At 46.0% G+C, this 24305-nt stretch carries 24 protein-coding genes; 16 read left to right on the forward strand and 8 right to left on the reverse strand.

Going from position 1 to position 24305, the window contains the following annotated elements; genetic code table 11:
* Positions 1-98 precede the first annotated feature (98 nt).
* The 5 genes from lexA (at position 99) to O9X84_RS03110 (ending at position 5680) form a co-directional block, all read left to right on the forward strand.
* On the forward strand, positions 99-725 hold the full coding sequence (gene lexA / locus O9X84_RS03090; RefSeq protein ID WP_269518094.1) for a transcriptional repressor LexA: 627 nt from the start codon (positions 99-101) through the stop codon (positions 723-725).
* A 587-nt stretch (positions 726-1312) separates the two neighbouring features.
* Positions 1313-2476: a cytochrome c oxidase subunit II gene (gene coxB / locus O9X84_RS03095; RefSeq protein WP_269518095.1), complete on the forward strand. Its 1164-nt coding sequence runs from the start codon at positions 1313-1315 to the stop codon at positions 2474-2476.
* Positions 2477-2485: 9 nt separating this feature from the next.
* On the forward strand, positions 2486-4099 hold the full coding sequence (ctaD, locus tag O9X84_RS03100; RefSeq protein ID WP_269518096.1) for a cytochrome c oxidase subunit I: 1614 nt from the start codon (positions 2486-2488) through the stop codon (positions 4097-4099).
* 90 nt (positions 4100-4189) lie between these two features.
* Entirely contained in the window at positions 4190-4777 is a 588-nt protein-coding gene (locus O9X84_RS03105; RefSeq protein WP_269518098.1) for a cytochrome c oxidase assembly protein, read from the forward strand.
* A 24-nt stretch (positions 4778-4801) separates the two neighbouring features.
* A complete protein-coding gene (locus O9X84_RS03110; protein ID WP_269518099.1) occupies positions 4802-5680 on the forward strand; it encodes a cytochrome c oxidase subunit 3 in 879 nt (292 codons plus the stop codon).
* An 82-nt stretch (positions 5681-5762) separates the two neighbouring features.
* Here O9X84_RS03110 and O9X84_RS03115 read toward each other — a convergent pair whose 3' ends face one another.
* Positions 5763-5972 (reverse strand): DUF2909 domain-containing protein, encoded by a 210-nt coding sequence (locus O9X84_RS03115; protein ID WP_032095373.1) that lies wholly within the window; start codon positions 5970-5972, stop codon positions 5763-5765.
* A gap of 45 nt (positions 5973-6017) precedes the next feature.
* Between O9X84_RS03115 and O9X84_RS03120 the strand changes: the two genes are divergently transcribed.
* Genes O9X84_RS03120 through O9X84_RS03145 form a run of 6 tightly spaced genes read left to right on the forward strand, consistent with a single transcriptional unit; the run spans position 6018 to position 10566 of the window.
* Positions 6018-6722 (forward strand): SURF1 family protein, encoded by a 705-nt coding sequence (locus tag O9X84_RS03120; protein ID WP_269518100.1) that lies wholly within the window; start codon positions 6018-6020, stop codon positions 6720-6722.
* Positions 6715-7254, forward strand: coding sequence for a hypothetical protein (locus O9X84_RS03125; RefSeq protein ID WP_032095292.1), 540 nt, complete (start codon positions 6715-6717; stop codon positions 7252-7254). Before O9X84_RS03120 ends, O9X84_RS03125 begins: the two co-directional genes overlap by 8 nt.
* 5 nt (positions 7255-7259) lie before the next feature.
* Positions 7260-8420 carry a COX15/CtaA family protein gene (locus O9X84_RS03130; protein ID WP_269518101.1) on the forward strand — a complete coding sequence of 387 codons (1161 nt, stop codon included), beginning with the start codon at positions 7260-7262 and terminating at the stop codon, positions 8418-8420.
* Positions 8413-9330, forward strand: coding sequence for a heme o synthase (gene cyoE / locus O9X84_RS03135; protein ID WP_269518102.1), 918 nt, complete (start codon positions 8413-8415; stop codon positions 9328-9330). The genes O9X84_RS03130 and cyoE overlap by 8 nt, the downstream gene beginning before the upstream one ends.
* Positions 9327-9974, forward strand: coding sequence for an SCO family protein (locus tag O9X84_RS03140; protein WP_269518103.1), 648 nt, complete (start codon positions 9327-9329; stop codon positions 9972-9974). Before cyoE ends, O9X84_RS03140 begins: the two co-directional genes overlap by 4 nt.
* 4 nt (positions 9975-9978) lie before the next feature.
* Positions 9979-10566, forward strand: coding sequence for a GNAT family N-acetyltransferase (locus O9X84_RS03145; RefSeq protein ID WP_269518104.1), 588 nt, complete (start codon positions 9979-9981; stop codon positions 10564-10566).
* A gap of 101 nt (positions 10567-10667) precedes the next feature.
* Here the strand turns inward: O9X84_RS03145 and O9X84_RS03150 are convergent, their stop codons facing one another.
* Entirely contained in the window at positions 10668-11876 is a 1209-nt protein-coding gene (locus tag O9X84_RS03150; RefSeq protein WP_269518105.1) for a polysaccharide deacetylase family protein, read from the reverse strand.
* A 51-nt stretch (positions 11877-11927) separates the two neighbouring features.
* Here O9X84_RS03150 and O9X84_RS03155 point away from each other — a divergent pair, with 51 nt between their 5' ends.
* On the forward strand, positions 11928-13274 hold the full coding sequence (locus O9X84_RS03155) for an MATE family efflux transporter (protein ID WP_269518106.1): 1347 nt from the start codon (positions 11928-11930) through the stop codon (positions 13272-13274).
* A gap of 92 nt (positions 13275-13366) precedes the next feature.
* Here O9X84_RS03155 and O9X84_RS03160 read toward each other — a convergent pair whose 3' ends face one another.
* From O9X84_RS03160 to nfuA, 4 genes are all read right to left on the reverse strand, one after another.
* Entirely contained in the window at positions 13367-13750 is a 384-nt protein-coding gene (locus O9X84_RS03160) for a VOC family protein (RefSeq protein WP_032095298.1), read from the reverse strand.
* 141 nt (positions 13751-13891) lie between these two features.
* Positions 13892-14587: an aspartate/glutamate racemase family protein gene (locus tag O9X84_RS03165; RefSeq protein WP_269518107.1), complete on the reverse strand. Its 696-nt coding sequence runs from the start codon at positions 14585-14587 to the stop codon at positions 13892-13894.
* Positions 14588-14764: 177 nt separating this feature from the next.
* Positions 14765-14998, reverse strand: a complete 234-nt coding sequence (locus tag O9X84_RS03170) for a hypothetical protein (RefSeq protein WP_269518108.1) — start codon at positions 14996-14998, stop codon at positions 14765-14767.
* 20 nt (positions 14999-15018) lie between these two features.
* The gene (nfuA, locus tag O9X84_RS03175) at positions 15019-15597 is read right to left on the reverse strand and encodes a Fe-S biogenesis protein NfuA (protein WP_163106077.1); all 579 of its coding nucleotides are present in this window, start codon (positions 15595-15597) and stop codon (positions 15019-15021) included.
* A 161-nt stretch (positions 15598-15758) separates the two neighbouring features.
* Here nfuA and O9X84_RS03180 point away from each other — a divergent pair, with 161 nt between their 5' ends.
* Positions 15759-18398: a M14 family zinc carboxypeptidase gene (locus tag O9X84_RS03180; RefSeq protein WP_269518109.1), complete on the forward strand. Its 2640-nt coding sequence runs from the start codon at positions 15759-15761 to the stop codon at positions 18396-18398.
* Between the two features lie 79 nt (positions 18399-18477).
* Here the strand turns inward: O9X84_RS03180 and O9X84_RS03185 are convergent, their stop codons facing one another.
* Complete coding sequence (locus O9X84_RS03185; protein ID WP_269518110.1) at positions 18478-19176, reverse strand: ComF family protein; 699 nt, start codon at positions 19174-19176, stop codon at positions 18478-18480.
* A 135-nt stretch (positions 19177-19311) separates the two neighbouring features.
* Here O9X84_RS03185 and bioH point away from each other — a divergent pair, with 135 nt between their 5' ends.
* The 3 genes from bioH (at position 19312) to O9X84_RS03200 (ending at position 21709) form a co-directional block, all read left to right on the forward strand.
* Positions 19312-20136 carry a pimeloyl-ACP methyl ester esterase BioH gene (bioH, locus tag O9X84_RS03190; RefSeq protein ID WP_269518111.1) on the forward strand — a complete coding sequence of 275 codons (825 nt, stop codon included), beginning with the start codon at positions 19312-19314 and terminating at the stop codon, positions 20134-20136.
* Positions 20137-20289: 153 nt separating this feature from the next.
* A complete protein-coding gene (locus O9X84_RS03195) occupies positions 20290-20595 on the forward strand; it encodes a hypothetical protein (RefSeq protein ID WP_269518112.1) in 306 nt (101 codons plus the stop codon).
* Positions 20596-20605: 10 nt separating this feature from the next.
* Positions 20606-21709: a putative metalloprotease CJM1_0395 family protein gene (locus tag O9X84_RS03200; protein ID WP_269518113.1), complete on the forward strand. Its 1104-nt coding sequence runs from the start codon at positions 20606-20608 to the stop codon at positions 21707-21709.
* 68 nt (positions 21710-21777) lie between these two features.
* Here O9X84_RS03200 and O9X84_RS03205 read toward each other — a convergent pair whose 3' ends face one another.
* Entirely contained in the window at positions 21778-24144 is a 2367-nt protein-coding gene (locus O9X84_RS03205) for a Tex family protein (protein ID WP_269518114.1), read from the reverse strand.
* Between the last annotated feature and the right edge of the window lie 161 nt (positions 24145-24305).

Here is a 24305-nt window from a genome sequence, read left to right on the forward strand (position 1 = left end):
AATACAGTCAATTTTTCTTTTCTGACAGCGTGTCAGCGCTTGTTATTTATGTTTAGGTGTATATACTTACAGGAACTGTATAGACAGACAGGTCTTTTATGCGCCCACTCACAGCTCGACAAACTGAAGTTTTAGAACTTATAAAATCAAACATGCAAGAAACGGGAATGCCGCCTACGCGTGCAGAAATAGCCCGTCACCTAGGTTTTAGGTCTGCTAATGCTGCTGAAGAACATCTTAAGGCACTTGCGCGTAAAGGCGTTATTGAAATTCTGCCTGGGACGTCTCGCGGTATTAAACTTACCGGTCCTATGGAAGAAGAAGTTCTTGAAGAGGAAGGGTTGCCGTTAATTGGTAGAGTCGCCGCTGGTGAACCTATTCTTGCTCAAGAGCACGTAGAGTCGCACTATAAAGTGGATCCTGCCCTATTCCAGCCTCATGCAGACTTTTTACTACGCGTGAACGGCATGAGCATGAAAGACATTGGTATACTCGATGGCGACTTGCTAGCAGTACATCGCACTACCGATGTACACAACGGGCAAGTTGTAGTAGCAAGAGTTGACGAAGACGTGACGGTGAAGCGCTTAGAAAGACGCGGTAGAGAAGTATTACTTCATGCTGAAAACGAGGAATTTGCGCCTATTAAAGTCGACTTGGCAAACGAGCCGTTTGCTATTGAAGGTATAGCCGTTGGCGTCATTCGAAACGCTGACTGGATGTAGCCTTTCACGACGTTATTATGAAAGCGGCTCAATAGCCGCTTTTTTTAGCACTTAAGTTTGTTGATATGCTTAATAAAACCACTATTAGCTAAGACTTTCAGTGCTTATAAATATCATTAATACATTTCTATATCTGATAAAAATCCACGCACGCTTTCTATCTAATATTAGTAAGACATTACATACTATATTGCCTTGGCTTTGTGTGAAATTTGTTCAATTTTTCGCGGTTAACGGTTGATTTTTAGAAACTAAATGTTGTTTTCCGTTACAAGAGAATCGGTGTAGTTTTCACTTCAAATAACCTGACTATCCCCTGATGTGCCTCGCTTTACACTGCATCATGAAACTCACTGCTCAAACGTCGTTAGATTAAATTTTAACCGTCTCATTAATTTTTTAACAGAAAAGACTAGACGGAACGCCATTATTGCGCAATTCTTATACAAGCTTTAACAAAATAATAACAATGACTTTGAATTCAATTTACAAATCGATGTATTGAGTTAATCGTTCACAAACCACTTGGTAGAGACTGCGCATAACAACATTTGGCGTTAATGGTTCTACCATTACGGAGGTGCTGAGTGAAATCACTAAAGACCGCGACTGCAAAATGGTGTGCAAGTTTACCATTTTTGTTTTTTTCTCAATTCCTTTTTGCGCAAGAGGCGGCTGAAGAATTGTCTTCGCTTAACCTTAGGCGGGGCGCTACCGATATAAGTGGCCAGGTGTACGACCTGCACATGCTTATGTTCTTTATTTGTGTAGCCATCGCCGTGGTTGTGTTTGGCGTCATGTTTGCCTCCATGTACCTGCACAGAAAATCCCGTGGCGCAAAGCCAGCGAATTTCCACGAAAATGTGAAAGTGGAAATTGCGTGGACTGTGGTTCCGTTTCTTATCCTAATATTCATGGCTGTACCTGCAGCTAATACGCTTATTGCCATGGAAGATACATCTGAAGCTGACATGACCGTGCTAGTCACAGGGTCACAATGGAAATGGCACTACAAGTATATGGACAGCGATGTTGAGTACTATTCCTTACTTGCTACGCAGCGCGAACAAATTCAAAACAAATTCACTAAAACTGATAATTACTTGCTAGAAGTTGATCGCCCTCTCGTTATTCCTACAGGTCAGAAAGTACGCTTCTTGATCACGTCAGATGACGTTATTCACTCGTGGTGGGTACCTGATTTTGCGGTTAAAAAAGATGCTAACCCTGGTTTCATTAATGAAGCATGGGCAAAGGTGAATGAGCCTGGTGTATATCGAGGTCAGTGTGCAGAGCTGTGCGGTAAAGATCACGGGTATATGCCGGTGGTGGTTATTGCTAAAGAGCCTGCAGAATTTAACGCATGGATGGGCGAGCAAGAAGAGCGAGTGCGCCAAGCTAAAGAAGAAGAACAACGCCTACTCTCAATGAATATGTCGATGGATGAACTGATGACAGAGGGCGAGCGTGTATACAACGCAACATGCGCGGCGTGCCACATGCCAAATGGTGAAGGTTTACCTGGCGTTTTCCCTGCGCTTAAAGGCAGCAAGATGGCGTTAGAAGATCAGCAAGGGCACATTGAGATTGTGCTTCACGGTAAGGCTGGAACGGCGATGCAGTCGTTCAGCAAAATGCTAAGCCTAAAAGAAATTGCAGCGGTTGTTACTTATGAGCGAAATGCATGGGGTAATAACACCGGCGACATGGTGCAGGCTAAAGATGTCAACGCCGCAGCATCAGGAAACTAGGAGCGAGTTATGAGTAAAGCAACTGAAGTAATTTCGCCAGATACCTCTGTGCATCACGATGAGCATGAGCACCACGACCATATACCTAAGGGCATTAGGCGGTGGCTGTTTACCACGAATCACAAAGATATAGGTACATTGTACCTGTGGTTTGCCTTCATCATGTTTTTGGTGGGCGGCGCCATGGCAATGGTTATCCGTGCGGAGCTTTTCCAACCCGGACTGCAAATTGTCGAACCAAACTTCTTTAACCAGATGACCACGGTTCACGGACTAATTATGGTATTTGGTGCCGTAATGCCGGCGTTTACAGGTTTGGCTAACTGGCTAATACCAATGATGATAGGCGCGCCAGACATGGCGCTCCCCAGAATGAACAACTGGAGCTTTTGGATTTTGCCAGGGGCGTTTTTAATTTTGCTTAGTTCGTTATTTATGGAAGGTGGCGGTCCGGCATTTGGTTGGACTTTCTATGCTCCGCTATCAACAACGTACAGTGGTGATTCTACCGCGCTGTTTGTGTTCTCTGTTCATATCATGGGTATCTCTTCAATAATGGGAGCGATAAACGTTATCGTCACCATATTTAATATGCGTGCCCCAGGTATGACGTGGATGAAAATGCCTTTGTTCGTATGGACATGGTTGATTACTGCGTTCTTGCTTATCGCCGTTATGCCTGTACTAGCCGGTGCGGTGACAATGGTTCTGACGGACAAGTTTTTTGGTACGAGCTTCTTCGATGCCGCCGGTGGCGGAGACCCGGTCATGTTCCAGCATATTTTCTGGTTCTTTGGCCATCCGGAAGTGTACATAATGATATTGCCCGCATTTGGTATTATTTCTCAAATTGTGCCAACGTTTTCCCGAAAACCGCTGTTTGGTTACGCCTCTATGGTATACGCAACGGCTTCGATTGCGCTGCTGTCTTTCGTAGTGTGGGCTCACCATATGTTTACTACGGGTATGCCGGTGTACATGGAAATGTTCTTTATGTTCGCCACCATGCTTATCTCTGTGCCGACGGGGGTGAAAGTATTCAATTGGGTAGCCACAATGTGGCGAGGCTCGCTGACATTTGAAATGCCAATGATGTTCGCCATAGCGTTTATTGTGCTATTCACTATTGGTGGCTTATCGGGACTCATGCTGGCGATAACACCTGTTGATTTCCAATACCATGACACTTACTTCGTGGTTGCGCATTTCCATTATGTCTTGGTTACTGGCGCGGTCTTTTCCATTATGGCGGCGGTGTACTACTGGCTGCCGAAGTGGACGGGCAAGATGTACAACACCACGTTGGCGAAATGGCATTTCTGGTGCTCGTTAGTATCGGTAAATGTACTGTTTTTCCCCATGCACTTTGTTGGATTGGCAGGTATGCCACGCCGAATCCCAGACTATGCACTTCAGTTTGCCGACTTTAATAAGTGGATCAGCCTAGGCGGTTTTGCCTTCGGTTTATCACAACTTATTTTCTTAGCACTATTGATTAAAGCGTGTAAGAAGCAAGGTGAACCAGTATCGGCCCAGGTGTGGGACGGTGCAGAAGGACTCGAGTGGGAAATACCTTCTCCAGCCCCTTACCACACATTTGAAACACCCCCACTAGTGAAGTAAGTGAGTATTGGGCTTAGTGGTGCGAGGGGACGACATGTTTTACTCCCCTTGCCCGCTAAGTGATTCAGGTCTCAACCGGAGGCAAAGTGTATGACGCAGGCAAGTGCAAACAATAAAATGGTCGTGAAATTAATCGCCATTGTTATTGGTATGTTTGGATTCGGCTTTGCTTTAGTACCACTTTACGATGTGTTTTGTGATATTGCAGGCATCAACGGAAAAACAGAGGGAACCGCGGCGGTTTATCAATCGGTAGAGATTGACGAAAGCCGGGAAGTTACCGTTGAATTTATCACTCGCACGAACACTGGAATGCCGTGGGAGTTTCGAGCAGAAACTAAGCGAATCAAAGTACACCCAGGCGAGTTGAACACAGTGTCTTTTTACGTTCGCAATCCAGCGTCAAGCAATATCATTGCTCAGGCAATACCGTCGGTATCGCCTGGCACTGCCGCTATTTACCTAAACAAAACAGAATGCTTTTGCTTTAACCAACAGCCTTTGCAGGCTGGAGCAGAAGCCTATATGCCTATGCAGTTTTACGTCGATCCGCAGCTTCCAGAAGAAATAACGTTTTTTACATTGCAGTACACACTCTATGACGTCACCGCGAGAGCAAGTGACCTAACAACTAAACCGAATCCTTTTATGGAACCGTCCGCACAAAGCGGCGAATAGCCCGTTAAGGATAAGGAGATAATAATGCAGCAAGAATATCAAAAATATTATGTACCCGCACAAAGTCCGTGGCCCATTGTAGGAGCGATTGCCCTGTTTTTAATTGCCGTAGGGGCCGGTAACTTTGTGGTTGAAGCAACGAAGGGCGAAAGCGGTTATGGCAGCTATATATTGCTTGCCGGTATCGTCGTTTTACTTGTCATGCTGGTGGGATGGTTTAAGAACCAAATTGACGAATCTATGGCGGGCTTGTACAGCGACCAGTTAGGTCGTTCATATCGACAGGGAATGAGCTGGTTCATCTTCTCTGAGGTGATGTTTTTTGGCGCATTTTTTGGAGCGTTGTATTACGCCCGATTTATTGCAGTACCTTGGCTTGGCGGCGATTCTAACAACGCCATGACCAATGAAGTACTGTGGCCTGGGTTTGAAGCTATGTGGCCGTTGGTAAGCACACCTGGCGGCATATCTACCCAAGAAATGAGCCCAGGTGGCCTGCCTACCATTAATACCATTATTCTGCTTATCTCATCGGTAACGCTGCACTTTGCACACGTTGGGCTAGAGCAGAACAAGCGCAAGCAACTTACCGTTATGCTGGGTATTACCATTTTGCTTGGCTGCGGGTTCTTGTTTCTACAGGTTGAAGAATATATCCATGCCTACCGCGACCTAGGCTTAACCCTGCAATCAGGCATTTACGGCAACACTTTCTTTATGCTCACCGGGTTTCACGGCATGCACGTTACCCTTGGCACCATTATTCTTATTGTGATGTTTTTTAGAGTATTGAAAGGTCATTTTACGCCTAAAGAGCACTTTGCCTTCCAAGCGGGAAGTTGGTATTGGCACTTCGTTGATGTGGTGTGGGTAATGTTGTTCATTTTCGTTTACGTGCTGTAGGAGGGGTTGAGCGCTGCAGCGCCTTAACGTGTATGCCTATGGAAATGGCAGCGATAATGAAAACGAAAGAAAGCGCCAAACCTCAGTAAGGTCGGGGGTTTGGCGAAATGACTCCGGTACTAATGGCAATTAGTATTAGCACAACAATGATGACAGAGGTGAAAACCCGTCGACCTATATATTTGCTCATTGGCCCGTCTTTCGGATCGTTTTTCATCATCACACGCATGGCCATGAAAAGATTAACAATCATAAACAGTACCAAAGCGACAAGAATTATTTTTATTAACATAACCATCTCTTCTTTTATTATTTGTTTTGGTTGGAGCTGTTAAAAATGCCACAACGTTCAGAGTTTTTACTTCCTTGGCTACTCACCGCACTTAGTGTAGCGGCGATGTGCGGCCTTGGATTTTGGCAACTGGAACGCATGGTGGAAAAACAGCAACGTTTAGCTAGCATAGCGCAAAAGCAAAGCAATGAAAGCCTCTCGTTAATTGATGCCCTATCACAAGAAGACCCTAGAGATATCTCCATTAACTTTGTGGGAACGCCAGACAGTAAGCGCCCCTTATTGCTTGATAATCAAATTCACGAACAGCAAGTTGGCTTCGATGTATTCGCCCCTGTGTCAACGAATGCGGGTTGGATTTTGGTGAATTATGGCTGGATTGCCGCCCCTGACCTTCAGCGCACTATTCCTGAAGTAAATTTGCCTAACGGCAACAAGGAATTTGAGGGAGTCATAACCGTACCCGGCAGTAACCCCCTTATCACAGAAACGAATGTTAATTTTTCTCAGTTTCCCGCACTTATTCAACAGGTAGCGTTTGCGTCGTTAAGTCAGAGTTTAAACATCAAACTTCTTCCTTACGTTGTAGAGCTTACTTCACAAGACTCGGCTTTTGTTCGCGATTATAAGCCGGTAGTTATGCCTCCAGAAAAACACTTAGGGTATGCGGTGCAGTGGTTTGGTTTAGCCGTTGCTGCAGCTGCCATAGGTGGGTTTGCAATCAGTAAAAAAGGACGTATTCATGAGTAATACTACATCCAAAAAAACACTAATAATTATGGTCGCTGTATTTGTACTCCCCGTGGTGTTAGCAAAGCTCGCCCTAGAAAATGATTGGTTTAACAAAGCCTCAACGAATAAGGGCGCACTCCTAGAGCCTACTATCAATTTAACGACGTTGTTAGAGGATAGTTCCCCCACATGGCGCCTTTTATACGTCATGCCTGCCCAGTGCGATTCGCGCTGTGAAAATGCACTTTTCAGTATCAATCAAGTGTGGTTAGCGCTCGGTAAAGAGTCTGACCGCGCCCAAGCATTAGTGTTGGCAACACCCACGAGTGACGCTAACGCACTGGCTTCGCTTGTGGATTATCCTAACGTTGCCACGCTGTCGGTAGATGACACAGCACAACTTGCTTCTCAAAGTGTGTACGTAGTAGATACGCTTAATAATGCCATGCTTTTTTATCAAATCAGCGACGACAAAGAAGAAGCTGTGATGGAAAGCCGTAATATGCTCGCCGATATTAAAAAACTGCTTAAATTATCTCGCATAGGGTGATAGCTATGAAAAAAATCACGTTATTCAGCCTCTTTTTAGCCGCCGTTGTCATTATTCTTGGCGCATACACTCGCCTTACCGACGCCGGTTTGGGCTGTCCAGATTGGCCCGGCTGTTACGGCAACCTAACGGTGCCCCTGAGTGATGATAAGGTGAATGCGGCAAATGCCGCTTACCCAGAAAGGCCGGTAGAAGCCTTCAAGGCATGGAACGAAATGATACACCGTTATTTTGCCGGCACCTTAGGTTTGTGCATTGCCGCCATTGCGTTTATCGCTTTTAGGCAGCGCAAGCAAGGTACCCCTTTTAAACTGCCTTTACTGCTGCTGGGGCTTGTTACCTTTCAAGCTGCACTCGGTATGTGGACAGTCACTCTTAATTTGTTGCCAGTGGTTGTTATGGGCCACTTATTAGGCGGTTTCAGCGTGCTTTCCTGTTTGTTTCTTTTGTATTTACGACTGCGAGAAGCCGACACTAGCACCAACTCAGTTTCACAAAGCTCGGTCTCACAGGGGCCAGTTTCTATAGACTCAGCTGAGCCAGTTGCAACGCCTTCAATGGCCGGTCTTTCACGGATGAAAACTTTCGCATTGGTTGGTGTGGGTGTGCTTGTGATTCAAATTGCACTTGGAGGGTGGACATCAGCTAACTACGCCGCCTTGGCGTGCACTGATATGCCTGTTTGTGAAGAAGGCTGGCAAAGTCGACTTGATTTTGCAGGCGCATTCAGTGTTCCAGAAGCTGAGAACTATGAGTTTGGCGCACATGATTACGGTGAGCGAGCAACCATGCACATAGTTCATCGGGCCGGGGCACTGATTACCTTTTCGTATTTACTGGGTCTAGGGCTCACACTCTTTTTCAAACACGGTGTTTCTCTGCAGCTTAAGCGCGTTAGCGCGGTAATGATTGGCTGCCTGTTTGCGCAAGTTGCTTTAGGGGTTAGCAATGTGGTGTTCGCTTTGCCATTAGCCGTGGCGGTATTACACAACGCGTTTGCCGCTATATTACTTTTGTCCCTACTGTGGATAGTTTTTTCACTGATTAAACACACGTCAGCTGCAACTACTTATGATTCGTCAGTGAATGCAGCTTGTCATACAACGTTATCGTCTCACGCTTTACCACAAGCCCTATCTAAGGCCACAGGAGGTTTTCATGGCTAAATCAGCCTCTCTTCAATCTCGAGTCACCCGTTCACACAATGCTGTATCGTGGAAAGATTATTATGAAATGACAAAACCGAATGTGGTGATGTTACTGCTACTGACTGCACTAGTGGGAATGTGCCTAGCAACGCCTGCGTGGGTAGATGCGCTTACCCTAGTCAGTGGTTTAGCCGGCATTGGAATGCTGTCTGCTTCGGCAGCGGTAATTAACCATGTTGTCGATCATAAAATAGATAGTGTAATGGCGCGCACCTTTAATCGGCCGGTGGCAAAAGGAAAGGTAAGTATCAACAATGCCCTGTGGTTTGCCGGTACGTTAGGGGCGGTAGGCTTTGTGGTATTGGCGGTTTTTGTCAACATGCTGACGGCGTGGCTAACCCTCGCCAGTTTAGTGGGGTATGCCTTCGTGTATACCATGTACTTAAAGCGGGCAACGCCGCAAAATATTGTTATTGGTGGGCTGGCTGGAGCTGCACCTCCACTTCTTGGCTGGACCGCAGTAACGGGTGAAATTCATGCACACGCACTGCTTTTAGTGCTTATTATATTCACATGGACACCGCCGCATTTTTGGGCGCTGGCTATTCATCGAGAAAAGGACTATGCCAAAGCAAAAGTGCCTATGCTGCCCGTAACCCACGGTGTGGATTTCACTAAAACGTCAGTGTTGCTCTATACCGTTCTATTAGGGTTAGTGTGCTTGCTGCCCTACCTAACCGGCATGAGCGATATGATTTATCTTGTTGGTTCTAGTGCATTAAATATAGGCTTTTTGCTCTACGCTATTAAGTTAAAGTTTGCCGCTGATGATCAAACTGCGATGAAAACTTTTAGGTTTTCAATTATTCATCTCATGGTATTGTTTGTGGTATTGCTACTAGACCATTACATACCAGTGAGTTTATGAATCAAAAGTTTATTGTTGGCGTCGTTGCATTTCTTGCTCTTATAGGTGGTGTTATTGGTGCGCTTTATATAGCACCGCCTAGTACTGACAATGGTGAAACACCGTCTTATTTCAAGGCATATCCACAACCACGAGCGGTTGCACCCTTTACGCTTTTACATCACACCGGCGAGGCGTTCACTGAGCAATCATTAAAAGAGCAGTGGAGCTTAGTTTTTGTGGGCTATACCTTTTGCCCCGATATTTGCCCTACGACCATGGCTGAGTTAAACGGAATTTACCCGCAGCTTCAGCAGATAGAAAGCACCTATCCAGTGCGCGTCGTTTTTATTTCAATTGATCCAAATAGAGATTCCTTAGATAGACTTTCTGAGTATGTAGGCTACTTTAATAAAGAGTTCATTGCGGTTACAGGTGAGCATAAGTCGTTATTTCCGTTAGTCAGAAACCTTGGCATGATGTACGCCATTTCTGAAAGTACAGATAACCCCAATTACCTCGTAGACCACAGCGCTTCAATTGTACTTATCGATCCTAAAGGGCGTGCTGTAGGAAGGTTTAAACCCACAAGAGAGCCGGGCAAACTATCGATAAGCGATCCACAGCAAATTCTGGCTGATATGCCAATTATTATTGCGAAGTAGTCATATGGAAATCAATATAAGACCGGGCGTGGCATCTGACGCTCCATTTGCAACACCGTTAATTTTAAGTGCCGCTGAAACGTTACTCAATGCTATTTTTGGGCACGCTAAGGACAAAACGGCGTTAGGTTATTTAGCCCATGCATGGCAGCTCGGTGGCGGGCAATATGGATTCGAAAACCATTGGGTGGCAGAAAAAGGCAATCAAATTTTAGGCCTAGTCACGGCGTGGCACAGTAAGCTTGGCACTGCATTTGATAGAGCTACCTTAGATAGTATAACGTCGTACTTTACCCTAGATGAAGCGATTACCGTTGTAATGCGAAATCAAACAGTGGCAGTGAATCTAACCCCTCCTAGCAATACCGAATTAATGATTGGTCACTTGGCTGTGTCAGAAGGCGGCAAACGCCAGGGTATTGGCCGTTCATTAGTTAACGCTATGCAAGCAAAAGCCACTGAACTACAAAAACGTCACATTGTGTTAGACGTAGAAGTATCGAATATCGAAGCCATTCGGTTTTATCAATCGTTAGGTTTTAATGAAGAGGCTATCAATAAAGGATTCATTCGGTTTTATCGCAGCGTATAATACGTGTGTTTTTAATGAGATGTTGGTCATGCTAGTTGATGCAAAGAGAGCCTTTTTAAAGGCTCTCACTGTTTTACAGCTGTGGTAAATCAGTGCGCTTGCTAATCAGGGTAGCGCCCATCACCATCAGCCAAGAAAAACGGCATGGAATACCAATAGAAACGACCTGCCATGCTTTTCGACGGTGCGGTACAGTTTACTCGTGAGCGACCAACGGGCAGCACGTTATCTATGGAAAAACTTACCTTATCGTTATCCACAAGAGTCTTTATATTCTGACCAAAGTAGAAGCAGTTCACTTGGTTTAGGCTAACATCTTCTTCATCAACGGTGAGTGTTATCGTGTCAGATAGGGTATTACTGCGCACTCGTGGCTCAGCATGGGTAGTGTGTACCACCGGCATAGCAAGGCTGTTTAACTTGGTTTTTAAGGTTTTGAGGTTTGCGTAAGGGCCCGCAGCTGGGAAGCGAGGTAATGCAAGAAGATTACTGGTTTCACCTACGGCACCAGAGTGTTGGCCAAAGCCCACATAGCCATTTTCTTCAAGCTTTGCTGCCAGCGCTAAATTATATTCTCCAAATGGATAGGCAAGGTATTTAAGGCTGACACCCAGCTCACTGTCTATTTTCTTTTCTGCAGCTTCGACATTCTCAAACACACGCTCAAGCCAGTTCTCATCGGTAAACTCATCATTAAGCATGTGCAGGTGATCTAGGGTGTGATTTGCAAAAATAACGCCTTCACCCTGCATCCTCTTCACTTCTTCCCAAGTAAGCTGTTGCGGTGCTACGCCAATCTCATCTGGATTAATAAATACCGTATAGGAGAAGCCCAGTTTCTTCAGAATAGGGTGGGCATTTTCTAAAATATTGGCATAACCGTCGTCAAAGGTTATAGCCACAGCATTTTCAGGCAGCGGCTCGTTCTGTTGGAGTGCATTTACAACGTCAGTGAGAGGTAAAACCGTGTGATTAATAGCTATGTACTCCATGTGCGACTTGAAAGTGTCTGGAGTTACACTGGTGCTAGACGGCGTTTTTGTAGAAACGTGGTGATAAAGTAGTATTGCTGCATTGGTCATTTGAGTTGACGGAGATGTTTTATCAAGCGCTTTGTCTTTTGAAAAGCTGCCTTTTATCACTTTAGCGCTTCGCACTGTCTTAGTTTCCAATGCTGTAGGTGCAGTGGGTAAATACGCAAATGCGGAGAAACAGTGAAATGACAGCAGCGTGAAAAGTGCAATGCAGGCACGCAGGCTACCGAGTGCTGTGAATGAGGATTTACGCTCTCTGTTCAGCGTTATTAGCATGGTACACTTCTCCTTATTGAACCTAATTTCAGTCTATGTTTGAGAGCCTTGATGTCAATTGCCACCAAACAGCCAAAACCGTTATGGTTTGATCATACACGTTTGCTTGCGCTTGCGCTGCCCATGATCTTGGCCAATATTACCACACCGCTTCTGGGTTTAGTCGACACCGCAGTATTAGGCCATATGCAAATACCTGCAATGCTAGCAGGGGCATCTATCGGTGCGCTTATTCTTACTCAAATTTACTGGGTTTGTGGCTTTTTACGTATGTCTTCCACAGGCTTAAGTGCACAAGCGAGAGGAAGCGAAGCCCCTAAAGTGGAGTCTGCCAAAGTGCTTTGGCAGACCATTGCGTTTTCTTGCATCCTCGGCTTTGTTATTTTGCTACTACAGCAGCCCATACTGCACGCTGGTTTAGCGTTAACTCAGCCAAATGAAAGCGTGGCTAGCTACCTAAATGGGTATTTTAGTACTCGGGTTTGGGGCGCGCCAGCAGCCATGCTTAATTTAGTGTTAATAGGCTGGCTGGTGGGGCAGCAAAAAACCAAACAGGTAATGATTATCCAAATAGTTGGTAATTTGCTAAATGCTGGATTAGATATCGCTTTTGTTTATGGGCTAGGCTTTTCCGTAGCCGGTGTCGCCCTTGCAAGTGTTATTGCTGAGTACAGCATGATGGCGATGGCACTTTATCTTGCGCTTAATCAAGTAAAGGGCGTGCATATCGCGCGAGTTTGGTTCAACCGCGCGGCGCGCAGAGTGTTGATGAAGCTCAATGGGGATATGTTAATTCGCAATTTGGCATTGCAAGGTTGCCTAGCCTTTCTGACCATTCAAGGGGCGCGATATGGCGAAACATCAGCCGCTGTTAACGCCATTTTAATGCAGTTTTTCGTACTGATTGCGCTAGGGCTAGATGGCATAGCCTATGGCGTTGAAGCGCTTGTGGGTGAGGCAAAAGGGGCGAAAGACGCTGATGAAATTAAGCGACGAACCTATCAAGGGCTATTTTGGTCTTCATTGTTTGCCATTGCCTATAGCGTGGTTTTCTATGCTTTTGGCGACGGGATTATCCGTTTGCTGACGGAACATGTCGATATTGTTGACGCTGCGCTACCCTACCTCCCTCTCATGGTGCTACTGCCCATATTGGCGCACTGGTGCTTTTTATTTGACGGCGTATTTGTGGGGCTAACAAGAGCATCGTCCATGCGCAATACTATGGTCATTAGTGCACTTGGCGTGTATTTTCCAATATGGTTTTTTACTCAGCAAGCGGGCAATACAAGTTTGTGGTACGCACTTATTGCCTTTCTGTTTGCAAGAGGCATAACGTTAGGTGCAAGCTTTTATCGATTAGCAGCTAACGACACACTGTGTAAAAGTGATTCATAGCCTAGCATTGAATATGATTTGCGGCGTAAGGATTTGCGCCGCAAGGATAAGCGCAGTGAGAGCATGCTCACTGCGCCTAAGTCATTAGAGCGCTACTTTTTAATGATATGGGTGGCGCAAAGTTTATTACCCGTTGGGTCACGTAAGTAAGCAAGGTACAGCTGGCGGTCGTCGTTTCCGCGAATGCCTGGTGGGTCTTCACACACTACGCCACCGTTTTCGCTACCTACCTTAAACCATTCATCAACCAATTCTGGCGAGCTCGCTGCTAAGCCTATTGTAGAGCCGTTGCCGTGAGTCGCTTCTTCTCCATTAATGGGCTTTGTCAGTGCTAATATCCCTTTTGGCGTGAAATAGAATAAGCGACCGTGCTCATCATAAACGCCGGCGTCATAACCAAAAACGGCTAACGTGGCATCGTAAAACTTTTTAGATGCGTCTAGGTCGTTTGCACCTATCATTAAATGGCTAAACATGGTGTATCCTTTTTTATTATCAAAAATTAAGCGATGAGAAGCTGAGCTATCTGAAAGCCGTCTATCGAAACAAATCTATCAGAAACAAATCTATCAACGCTAAGGCTGTTAAAACTAAAAGCCCCCAATACTAGAGCACGTCTATACATCAACGGCAAAGTCGACGGCTGCCCCAGCGTGTATTGCAGTTGTATCGTAAAGGCGAATTGCGGTGTGACTTTGTTGCACTAGCAACGCAATTTCAGTGCAACCAAGAATTACGCCCTCTGCCCCTTCAGATGCAAATCCATCGATAATATCAATATACGCTTTACGAGATTCAGCGCAAATCACGCCCTTGCATAATTGTTCATAAATGACGTTGTGAATAATGTCCCGCTCATGTTGCGGTGGAACAACCACTTCAATATCAAAATTCGATTTTAAGCGCTCGGTATAAAAGGTCTGTTCCATGGTGAATTTTGTGCCAAGCAAACCTACCTTTTTCACGCTATCGTTAACGAGCACTGCGCCAGTTGCGTCTGCAATATGTAATAGAGGAATTGGTAAATTGCTTGCCACCTCATCAGCGACTTTGTGCATTGTATTGGTACAAATGACAATGGCGTCTGCGCCAGCAGTAGTTAGCGCCTTAGCTTCAGCGTGCAGCAATGTCGCCATTTCGGACCATGACTGAGCGCGTTGCAAACGCTCTATCTCAGCAAAGTCTACACTGCTAAGCAGAATTTTAGCACTGTGAAAGCCGCCTAGTTTTTCGTTTACAGCGCGGTTTATCATCTGATAATAGCTCACTGTCGATTCCCAGCTCATGCCGCCAATAAGGCCTAACTTTTTCATCGTTTAATATTTAAATGTGAACGGGTAGTTATTAAGTACATTGCAACGTACTGCACAGTAATGCAAGTGCCAAGAATGCAAGCGCGAAGCCCCTACGATAAGGAAAATGAGAGAGGAGAGGTGGACAAGGGAAATGAGAAAGATGAGGGAAAGTTGGATACTTAAGTCTGCAAAGCCCTAACCCTCAGGTGGCCGTTTAGCATTTTTCAAAGAAGCAAAGCGCTGCAAAAAAATGCCCAAATAACCCCACATAGAATAAGCAAAGCCACAGAGCAATACCGCTAGAGAAACATAGTGAAGGACAATATGAATATCACTGATGGAAAAAAGAAGCACAACGCCAGCAGCGAAAATAGTGAGACCTATTTTAAACCGCTGCCAGCTTGTGTGAATATCTGGTGTGGGTATCACGTGTTACACCTGCGCCAGATTTAGTAGTAAGAGTGCTCGCCAGCTTCGTGCTCTGTGGCATCGCGTACGCCGTTTAACTCACCAGCGAACTGTTCAAGCATTTGCTTTTCAATACCGTCTTTCAACGTAACATCTACCATTGAGCAACCGTTGCAGCCACCACCAAATTGAAGAATAGCGAAGCCATCATCAGTAATTTCTGTCAGTACAACCTGTCCGCCGTGATTGGCTAACTGAGGATTGATTTCTGACTCAATCATGTAATTAATACGCTCAACAAGAGGCGCGTCATCGGCCACTTTTCTCGCCTTTGCATTAGGAGCTTTCAACGTAAGCTGCGAGCCCATTTGATCGGTTACATAATCAATTTCAGCTTCTTCGAGATACGGCGCGCTCTCTTCGTCAACAACGGCATCAAAACCGTTAAACTCTAGCTTAGTGTCAGTGTCCTCTACGGCATCTGGCGGGCAATAAGACACGCCACATTCAGCCGACGAGGTGCCTGGGTTTACGACGAATACACGAATATTCGTGCCAGACTCTTGTTTACTCAGCAGTTTTGCGAAGTGAGACTGGGCTTCTTCTGATATAGTTATCATCGGCAAGTCCTATAGTATTCAAAAAGTGTTCAAAATTTGGTGCATTGTACCAAATTTACCTGACTAAAACAGTCAAGTATTAATTAAAAATTTAGAACATGTTGATATTTAAAACCTTACTTTCAACATGCCATTATGAAACAACAAGACGGGGAAGCGCTATGCTAGCGAATCTGTATAACACCGCCAAAAAAACACACCTTCGACGGATAACCGCGCTATTGATAGGCTCGCTTGTGTGCATGTCTGCAAGCGCATCAACAATCACTATCGAGCCTGATAAAGGCGGAATGCCTGTACAGGCCTATTTACCTAAAACGGTAACTTACGACCCCGCCATTCCTACACCTGAGTCGGTTTTAGGGGCACATCTTGGCGAGTGGCATGTACGTCATGATCAGTTGGTCAATTACATGTACATGCTGGCACAAAAATCTGACCGTATAACCATTGAGGAAACCGGACGTACCCACGAAAACCGTCCTCTTTTGCTTCTCACCATTACTGCGCCGTCAAATCGCGATAACCTTGATGCCATGCGAGATGCGCACATCAAAGTGTTAGATAAAGGAAATTCTCCTTCAAGCGATGCGCCCCTTGTTTTCTACATGGGTTACAGCATCCATGGAAACGAGCCATCAGGTGCGAATGCATCTCTTGCCCTCGCTTATTATCTTGCAGCGGGTCAAGGTGAAGAAATCGACGAGTTGTTAAATAACAATATTGTGCTGCTCGACCCATCTTTCAACCCCGACGGACTGTCTCGTTTCGCTCAGTGGGCAAATATGCATAAGGGCAAACAGTTAGTTGCCGACAGCAATCACAGAGAGCACGACGAGGGCTGGCCTTCAGGTAGAACAAATCACTATTGGTTCGACTTAAACCGCGATTGGCTGCTTTTAGCGCATCCGGAGTCTCAAGCGCGAATTAAGCAATTTCACAAGTGGCGTCCCCACGTATTAACCGACTTCCATGAAATGGGAACCGACAGCACCTATTTCTTCCAACCCGGTGTGCGCTCGCGCAAAAATCCGCTTACCCCTGACGAAAACGTGACGCTGACTGAAGCCATTGCCGATCATCATGCGGCGGCATTTGATGCCAAAGGCCAGCTTTATTTTACCGAAGAAGCGTTTGATGATTTTTATGCGGGGAAAGGCTCTACGTACCCAGACTTGCATGGCAGCATTGGCATCCTCTTTGAGCAAGCGAGTTCGCGTGGTCACCTGCAGTCTTCTATTAACGGCGATCTGGCCTTCAGCGATACTATCGAAAATCAAATTACAACGTCGCTAAGTACGTTTAGAGGCGCAATCGCCAATAAAGCGGCCATACTTGATTACCAAGCGGGCTTTGTAAATAGCACCAAGGCGTTGGCAAAAGATGATGACACTTTCGGTTTTGTTGTAAGTGCATCAAACGATAGCGCACGCTTTTTGGCGTTTACTAACCTATTAGACCAGCACGGTATCACCTATGATGTGATGACCAAAAACGCCACTATTAACGATGTTAGTTATAAAGCTAACAACGCTATTTTCGTACCTACGGCGCAGCCTCAATACCGCTTGGTAAAGTCTATCTTTTCTACACAAACATCCTTTGAAAATAATACGTTTTACGATGTGTCTACATGGAATTTAGCGCTTGCGTTTAATCTTGATTATTCCCCTGTAGGAAAAAGCGATATGCGCGGGACAACGCGCACAACTGCTGCACAATACGATGGAAGGCTGGCGGCACTAGCGCTTCCCGAGATAAACGGCGATGCCTATGCATACGCATTCTCATGGCAGCCGTATTTTTCTCCTGCGTTACTACAATCGCTTCTAGAAGCTGGCGTTCAGGTGAGAAGTTCAGAGAAGAGTTTTGCAGCCGTGAAGTTTGACAACAGCGTGGTAGAGCTCCCGGCGGGCAGTATTGTTGTACCTACAGGCCTTGAGCAGCCTGCCAATATAGCGGCTATTATCGAGAAAGTATCGCAGCAAATGCAGGTGCCGGTGCATAGCTTAAAAAGCGGTTTAACACCTACAGGTAGTGACTTAGGCAGCCGCAGTATGGCGCCCATCAAAGAGCCGCGGGTTATTATTGTGGGCGGTGAAGGCACTCGTGAATACGATGTGGGTGAAATTTGGCATTATTTCGACACCAAAATTGGACTGTCAGCGAGTATTGTAGAGCAACAAAACTTGCTAAACGCATTGCGCGATAGCAGCGTTACCTATACGCACATTATCTTCCCTGACGGTCGCTACGACTTTTCTGAAACACAGGGCCTAGCACTGAAGCGTTGGGTAGAGGCCGGTGGTGTTGCCATAGGTCAAAAGTCTGCGTTACGTTATTTTGCTGATAACAACTGGTTAGATATTGACGTTGTAAACCGCGATGTTGTGGATAATGCCTATGATGAAAGCAGCCTTGCATACGGTGATAGTTCGGCGCTTTATGCTAAAAAGCTGATTGCCGGCGCAATTTACGAGGCCAATATTGATACCACTCATCCACTGTTTTACGGCTACAGCAACGACACACTGCCGCTATTTAAAACGAGCAACATGATAGTGAAAAATGAGTACTCACCGTTTACCACTCCGGCGCGTTACACCAAAGGCCCGCTAATGGCAGGGTTCAGCGATACAGCGATGGTAGCCCTGTTGGCAGAAACACCTGCGGTTATTGCAGAGAAGCTAGGGCGCGGTGTTGTCATAGGGTTTACGGACAACACTCAGTTTAGAGGCTACTGGTATGGCACAAACAAGATGTTAGCAAATGCCATTTATCAGTCTCACTTCATCCGCTGATAGCACTTAAAAGCGCTATGTTAGACTTGGCGGGGTTAGCGCTCGTTAACGCCGTCATTTTTTTATTAATACCAGTTATCTATGTGGACTGGTATAGGGTGCTTTTAGGTGGTGGAGTAAATGTCATCGCCCACACCTGTATTGTCACTTGTGGGAAGCGCTGTACCAATAGCCTGCTGAGCCTGTCTACCGTTACTCCAGTTGTTACTACATCATCTACAATAGCTACAACAAACTTATCACTCTTTTGAGCGATAACATCATTCAGCGCATATGGTGTCAACGCGAATGCGTGTTCAGCGTTCTTTTTCCTTTGGGACTTTGATAATTGGTGCTGACTGCTCGCTCCCGTTCTTATGGCCCATTGATGCAAACAAGGAATACCTAAATCCTTACCGATAAATTCGGCCATAACGCCGGCTTGATTGTAATGACGTTTAGCAAGACGCCATGCACTAATGGGCACTGGGAGAAGTAAATCAGGCACTGAAAGTGTGCAGTGTTGCTTTTTATCGACAAACCACTTGTTTAGCATCTTGCCCGCAGCGAGAGAATGATTAAACTTAAACTGGTGAATTAAGGATGACATTGGCCAGGTATGAAGACTCAGAATGGAGAGTGAGTGATAATGCCTATGAGTGACGTGGCGTCCCACTGGGCCAAACTTCAGAAGATTGTTCCCGTGTATGTCATCATTAAAAAAAAAGAGATCAGATTCACACCATTGACACACTGGCGCAGGACTTGCCTGATAACATAGTAGACATGAAAGGTTCATCGAAGACTCCGCCAGTTTTTTAACGTATTTTGGTCAATGGGCTTTGTATAGAAGCTCAGTGGATCGCAAAAGGTTGGCTCTTTTTCTATATTGTCTTTTTCGCTAACGACACGACTCACGAACAAGAGGTGTAAAATGGAAAGTTTGCAGATAAATGACGCGCTTGTCACCCGTACTCATGGTACTGATTTCAACGATTCGAGAGTGGACCTAGTACTTCTTCACGGCTGGGGAATGAACAGCGGTGCGTTTTCTTCCTTTATTCCCTACTTACAAGATCACTTCTGTGTTACCACTATCGACTTGCCCGGCTTTGGTGAAAATGCGCACCACCTTCCTAAGCCTTACACTGTAGAGGCCTTAGCAAACATGATTAGCGTACAACTGCCTAAGCATTGCGTATTGGCAGGGTGGTCATTAGGTGGTTTGGTCGCGCAAAAAATAGCGATTGATGCGCCGCAGAAATTAGCTGGCCTTATTACAATAGCGTCGACCCCCCGGTTCAGTGCCGGGCCTTGTTGGCCAGGGATTGCAGAAGACTTACTCACCATGTTTGAGGCCCAATTGGAAAAGAACTACAGGAAAACGTTAGAGCGTTTTCTTGCTATTCAGGCGATGGGAAGTGCGACGGCTAAAAACGATATCAAAACAATAAGAGAGCATGTTACAGATTACCCTGAGCCAGCAGAAGAAGCGTTAAAGCGCGGTCTGGGTATTCTTGCAAAAGAAGATTTAAGGCAGGTTGTTGGTCGTATATCGGTTCCGACGCTGCGATTATATGGGCGATTAGATAGCCTTGTTCCCACCGCGGGAATCGATAGAATCTGTGAGCTTCATCCGCAGGCCGATACAGTGGTTTTGCCTCATGCCTCCCATGCGCCGTTTATCTCACATCCACAGCAAACTGCTGACATATTAACGAGCTTCGCGGCCAATTTACAGCAGCAGAGGGCGTCGTAGTCGTCATCAAATTCGCGCTTAAGCCGCTTTGGGTAAAAGCGGCCGCACAAAAATTCACTACAGGTACAGAGACTTAGTGCGAAAGCTCCTGTGAGTACTTTATCTTTTCCTCTTGTTGGTTAATAATTGCGCATGAGAGGTTAGGAGAAGTATATGTCTGATGTAAGTGGCGTCACACTCAATTCTGCGTTTTTTGCAGGACAATCCGGTTTGCAGCGTGCCAGCGATGGTATGACTCAGGCTGCGTCCAATATCGCCCAACAGACTGCAGGTCGCCAGCAAGAATTAGGCGGTACATCACAGAGCGGCTCTTTACCGAACTCATCACAAAAAGCGCCCGCTAATATTACCTCCGACCTTATTTCGCTCAACGTCAACAGTCTCAATGCACAGGCATCGGCAAAAGTAATCGATGTGGCAAATGATACTGTTGGCACCATTATCGATACACTAGCGTAAGGGTAAATCAGTGAATTTTGTAGCGCCTATCCTTACCGCTATAGCGTATCCCACTGCGAATACGAACACTGAGTCTGCCCGTCGGGATAATGTACAGCGCGAAACTATTCCGAAAGCCGGTGATGCAGAACAAGGTGCTTCGCAAAAAGGCTTAGGCTCTGAAGCTGATAAAGCGAAAAGCCCAGGTTTACCTCAACCTCCTGTCACCTACGACCGTCCACAAATTCAGACAGACCTTCAAGCCGCGTTTCAAAATGTGTTTGGCCAAGAAAAAGATAACGCGCAAGATGAAAGTGCAGGCAAAGAAAGCGCGGAGCAAGAGCAAAGAAACCAGCAGCAATCTGCACAGCCTTCACTAACTGAAGAAGACAAGCAGAAAATTGAGGACCTCAAGGCTAGAGATCAAGAAGTGCGTACCCACGAGCAAGCGCACGCTGCTACTGGCGGTCAATATGCTGGCTCTCCACAATACGAGTACACAACAGGCCCAGACAATAAGCGTTATGTTACCGGCGGAGAGGTATCAATAGATATTTCAGAAGAGCAGTCTGCCGAACAAACGTTGCGTAAAATGCAGCAAGTAAGAGCAGCAGCATTGGCGCCGGCACAGCCTTCTTCTCAAGACTTGAAAGTCGCTGCGGAAGCTGCGCAAAAAGCGTTTGATGCCCGCAACGACATAGCAAAAGAAAACCGAGACTCGTTACAGTCTAGTGGCGATGTTAGCGCTGCAGAGGGTGTTAATTCTGTCACAGGTGTTAGTGCCAATGGCGCTGTGAGTGAATCAGAGCCTAGCGGTCAAGGTCCTAGCGATCAAGGCATAGGCGCTCAAGGTCCTAGCGCTCAGGGTATTAGCGCGTTAAACCCTAGCGAAATTACTATTCCTGCTGTAGACGTTGCCCCACCGAGTATTGATGAAATTACTGATAGTGCAGGGGTGGACACTCCGACTAGACGTCTCGACGAAACTACTGTCACGTCCCAAGCGCAGGCGTCAGAAGTAAAGTCGTTAGAGGCAGAAGAGAGTAGCGCCATGCAGGCGCGCATAGGTCGCATTCAAAACCTCTATACTCAAGCTTACACACCCTCCCGTGAAGGTCTTTCACTGCAAGCTTAATAGTTAACATAAAAAAAGGGGCTTAGCGTTTTCGCTAAGCCCCTTTTTACGTTACAGAATGTGCTTACTTACTTTTTCGCTTTCGCTAGTGCATCAGCAAAGGCGTTGCCCATTGCACTATTTTGCTGAGGCTTGGTATTGCGATTCTGCCCGCCTCGCTGATTGCCCTTATGCGCATTTTGATTTGAACGTGGCCCCTTATCCTGCTTTGAGCGGCTGTCTCTAGCGTTATTAGCATCGCCGCCGTTTGCATTGTCGCGAGACTGGTTGGGTGTATCTTCAAGGCGCATGGTGAAGGAAATGCGTTTACGCGCTACGTCCACTTCCATCACCTTCACTTTTACAATGTCACCTGCTTTAACCACTTCGCGAGGGTCTGAGATAAACTTGTTGGTCAGCGCCGAAATATGCACTAGACCATCTTGGTGAACACCCACATCAACAAAAGCGCCAAAGTTGGCTACATTGCTCACCACGCCTTCAAGGATCATTCCCGCCTCTAAGTCAGTAATTTTTTCTACGCCTTCTTTAAATGAAGCCGTTTTAAATTCTGGACGAGGGTCGCGACCTGGTTTTTCAAGCTCTTTAAATATGTCTTTAATCGTAGGAATACCGAAGTCGTCATTGGTAAACTCTTCGGGAGATAAGCTTTTCAGCAATTCGGTATTGCCAATAATATCATTCACCGCCACTGCTGCCGTATCGACAATTCTGTCTACCACAGGATAAGCTTCAGGGTGTACCGACGAAGCATCTAGTGGGTTGCTTCCGTTTACAATGCGCAAAAATCCAGCGGCTTGTTCATAAGCCTTAGGGCCTAAACGCTCAACGTCTAATAAGGCTTTGCGATTTGAAAACGCGCCCTTGCTGTCTCTAAGCTTCACAATATTGTGAGCTAACGTTTTATTTAGCCCTGACACGTAGCTTAGCAAAGCGGGTGAGGCCGTGTTTAAATCAACTCCAACAGCGTTCACACAATCTTCTATAACGCGGTCTAGTGACTTGCCAAGCTGGCTTTGACTTACATCGTGTTGATATTGGCCTACACCAATCGCTTTAGGTTCAATTTTTACCAGTTCTGCCAGCGGGTCTTGCAAACGACGTGCAATAGACACTGCCCCACGAATAGAAACATCGAGGGTTGGCAACTCTTTTGATGCTAGCTCTGACGCTGAGTAAACCGATGCACCAGCTTCGCTCACCATGATTTTTTGTGCGCTAAGATCTGAGTTGTTTTTCAACATTTCTCCAACTAGCTTGTCAGTTTCTCGAGACCCGGTTCCGTTGCCAATACTAATTAGGTCCACTTTGTACTGTTTGCACAAGGTGGTTAACGTTCGGCTCGATTTGTCCCACTGGTTTTGTGGGGCATGAGGGAATATTGTATTGGTAGCTAGTACTTTTCCGGTGCTATCAACGATGGCTACCTTTACGCCAGTGCGCAAGCCTGGATCTAGACCCATTGTGGTTTTAGCACCCGCAGGAGCAGCCATTAACAGGTCGTTGAGGTTCTTAGCGAATACATCAATGGCCTCTTTCTCAGCGCGCTCTCTAAGTGCACTGAAAAGCTCGGTTTCCATATGAAGGCCAATTTTAATTTTCCATGTCCACTGTACAACCTGCGCGAGAAAGTCATCGGCGGAACGCCCGCGGTGGCTAATAGAATAGTGTGAAGCAATAATATGCTCGCAATGAGACGGCCCTTTTTCTTCTTGCTGAGGGTCTGCATCTATCTGAATGTGAAGTAAGCCTTCGTTACGACCTCTAAACATAGCGAGTGCGCGGTGCGAGGGAACCCCTTTGTATTTCTCACTATGAGAGAAATAGTCTTTGTATTTTGCCGCGTCTTTCTCTTTCCCTGGCGCAACCACGCTTTTCAGGTGCGCGTTTTCGGTGAGGTAATGACGTACTTTTCCGAGTAGCGCTGCGTCTTCAGCAAAGCGTTCCATCAAGATAAAACGAGCGCCTTCTAAAGCGGCTTTTGAATCGGCTACCCCTTTCTCTGCGTTTACGTACTGATTTGCCGCACCTTCAATGTTGGTGTCAGGCTCATTGAATAACAAATCGGCTAATGGCGCCAAACCCGCTTCAATCGCAATCTGTCCTTTGGTGCGACGGCGGGGTTTAAAGGGCAGATATAAGTCTTCAAGGGTGGTTTTGCTATCAGCATTGCCAATGCTAGCTTTTAATTCGTCGGTGAGTTTACCTTGCTCATCAATAGAACGAAGGATCACGTCGCGGCGCTCTTCAAGTTCACGCAAATAGGTAAGACGTTGCTCTAAGTTTCTCAACTGGGTGTCGTCGAGCCCTTCAGTGGCCTCTTTTCTGTATCGAGCAATAAAAGGAACGGTCGCTCCTCCATCGAGAAGCTTTACTGCTGCATTGACTTGCGACGCCTGAACGGAAAGTTCTTCAGCAATTTTATTGATAATCATATGTGGCCCAAAATACTATTGATGCGCTTTTGACAAAAGCGAGAAACCTGCCCGAACCCAATGTTCGTGGTGCAGTGTTTGTATTGGAAATAATAGCGGCGAGTATAGCATTGCCATTTGGCAAAAGTCGTCTGATCATCCGCTAGTTAATGGTGTGATAG

It is taken from the genome of Alteromonas sp. BMJM2 (assembly GCF_027257845.1).
Taxonomy (GTDB): domain Bacteria; phylum Pseudomonadota; class Gammaproteobacteria; order Enterobacterales; family Alteromonadaceae; genus Alteromonas.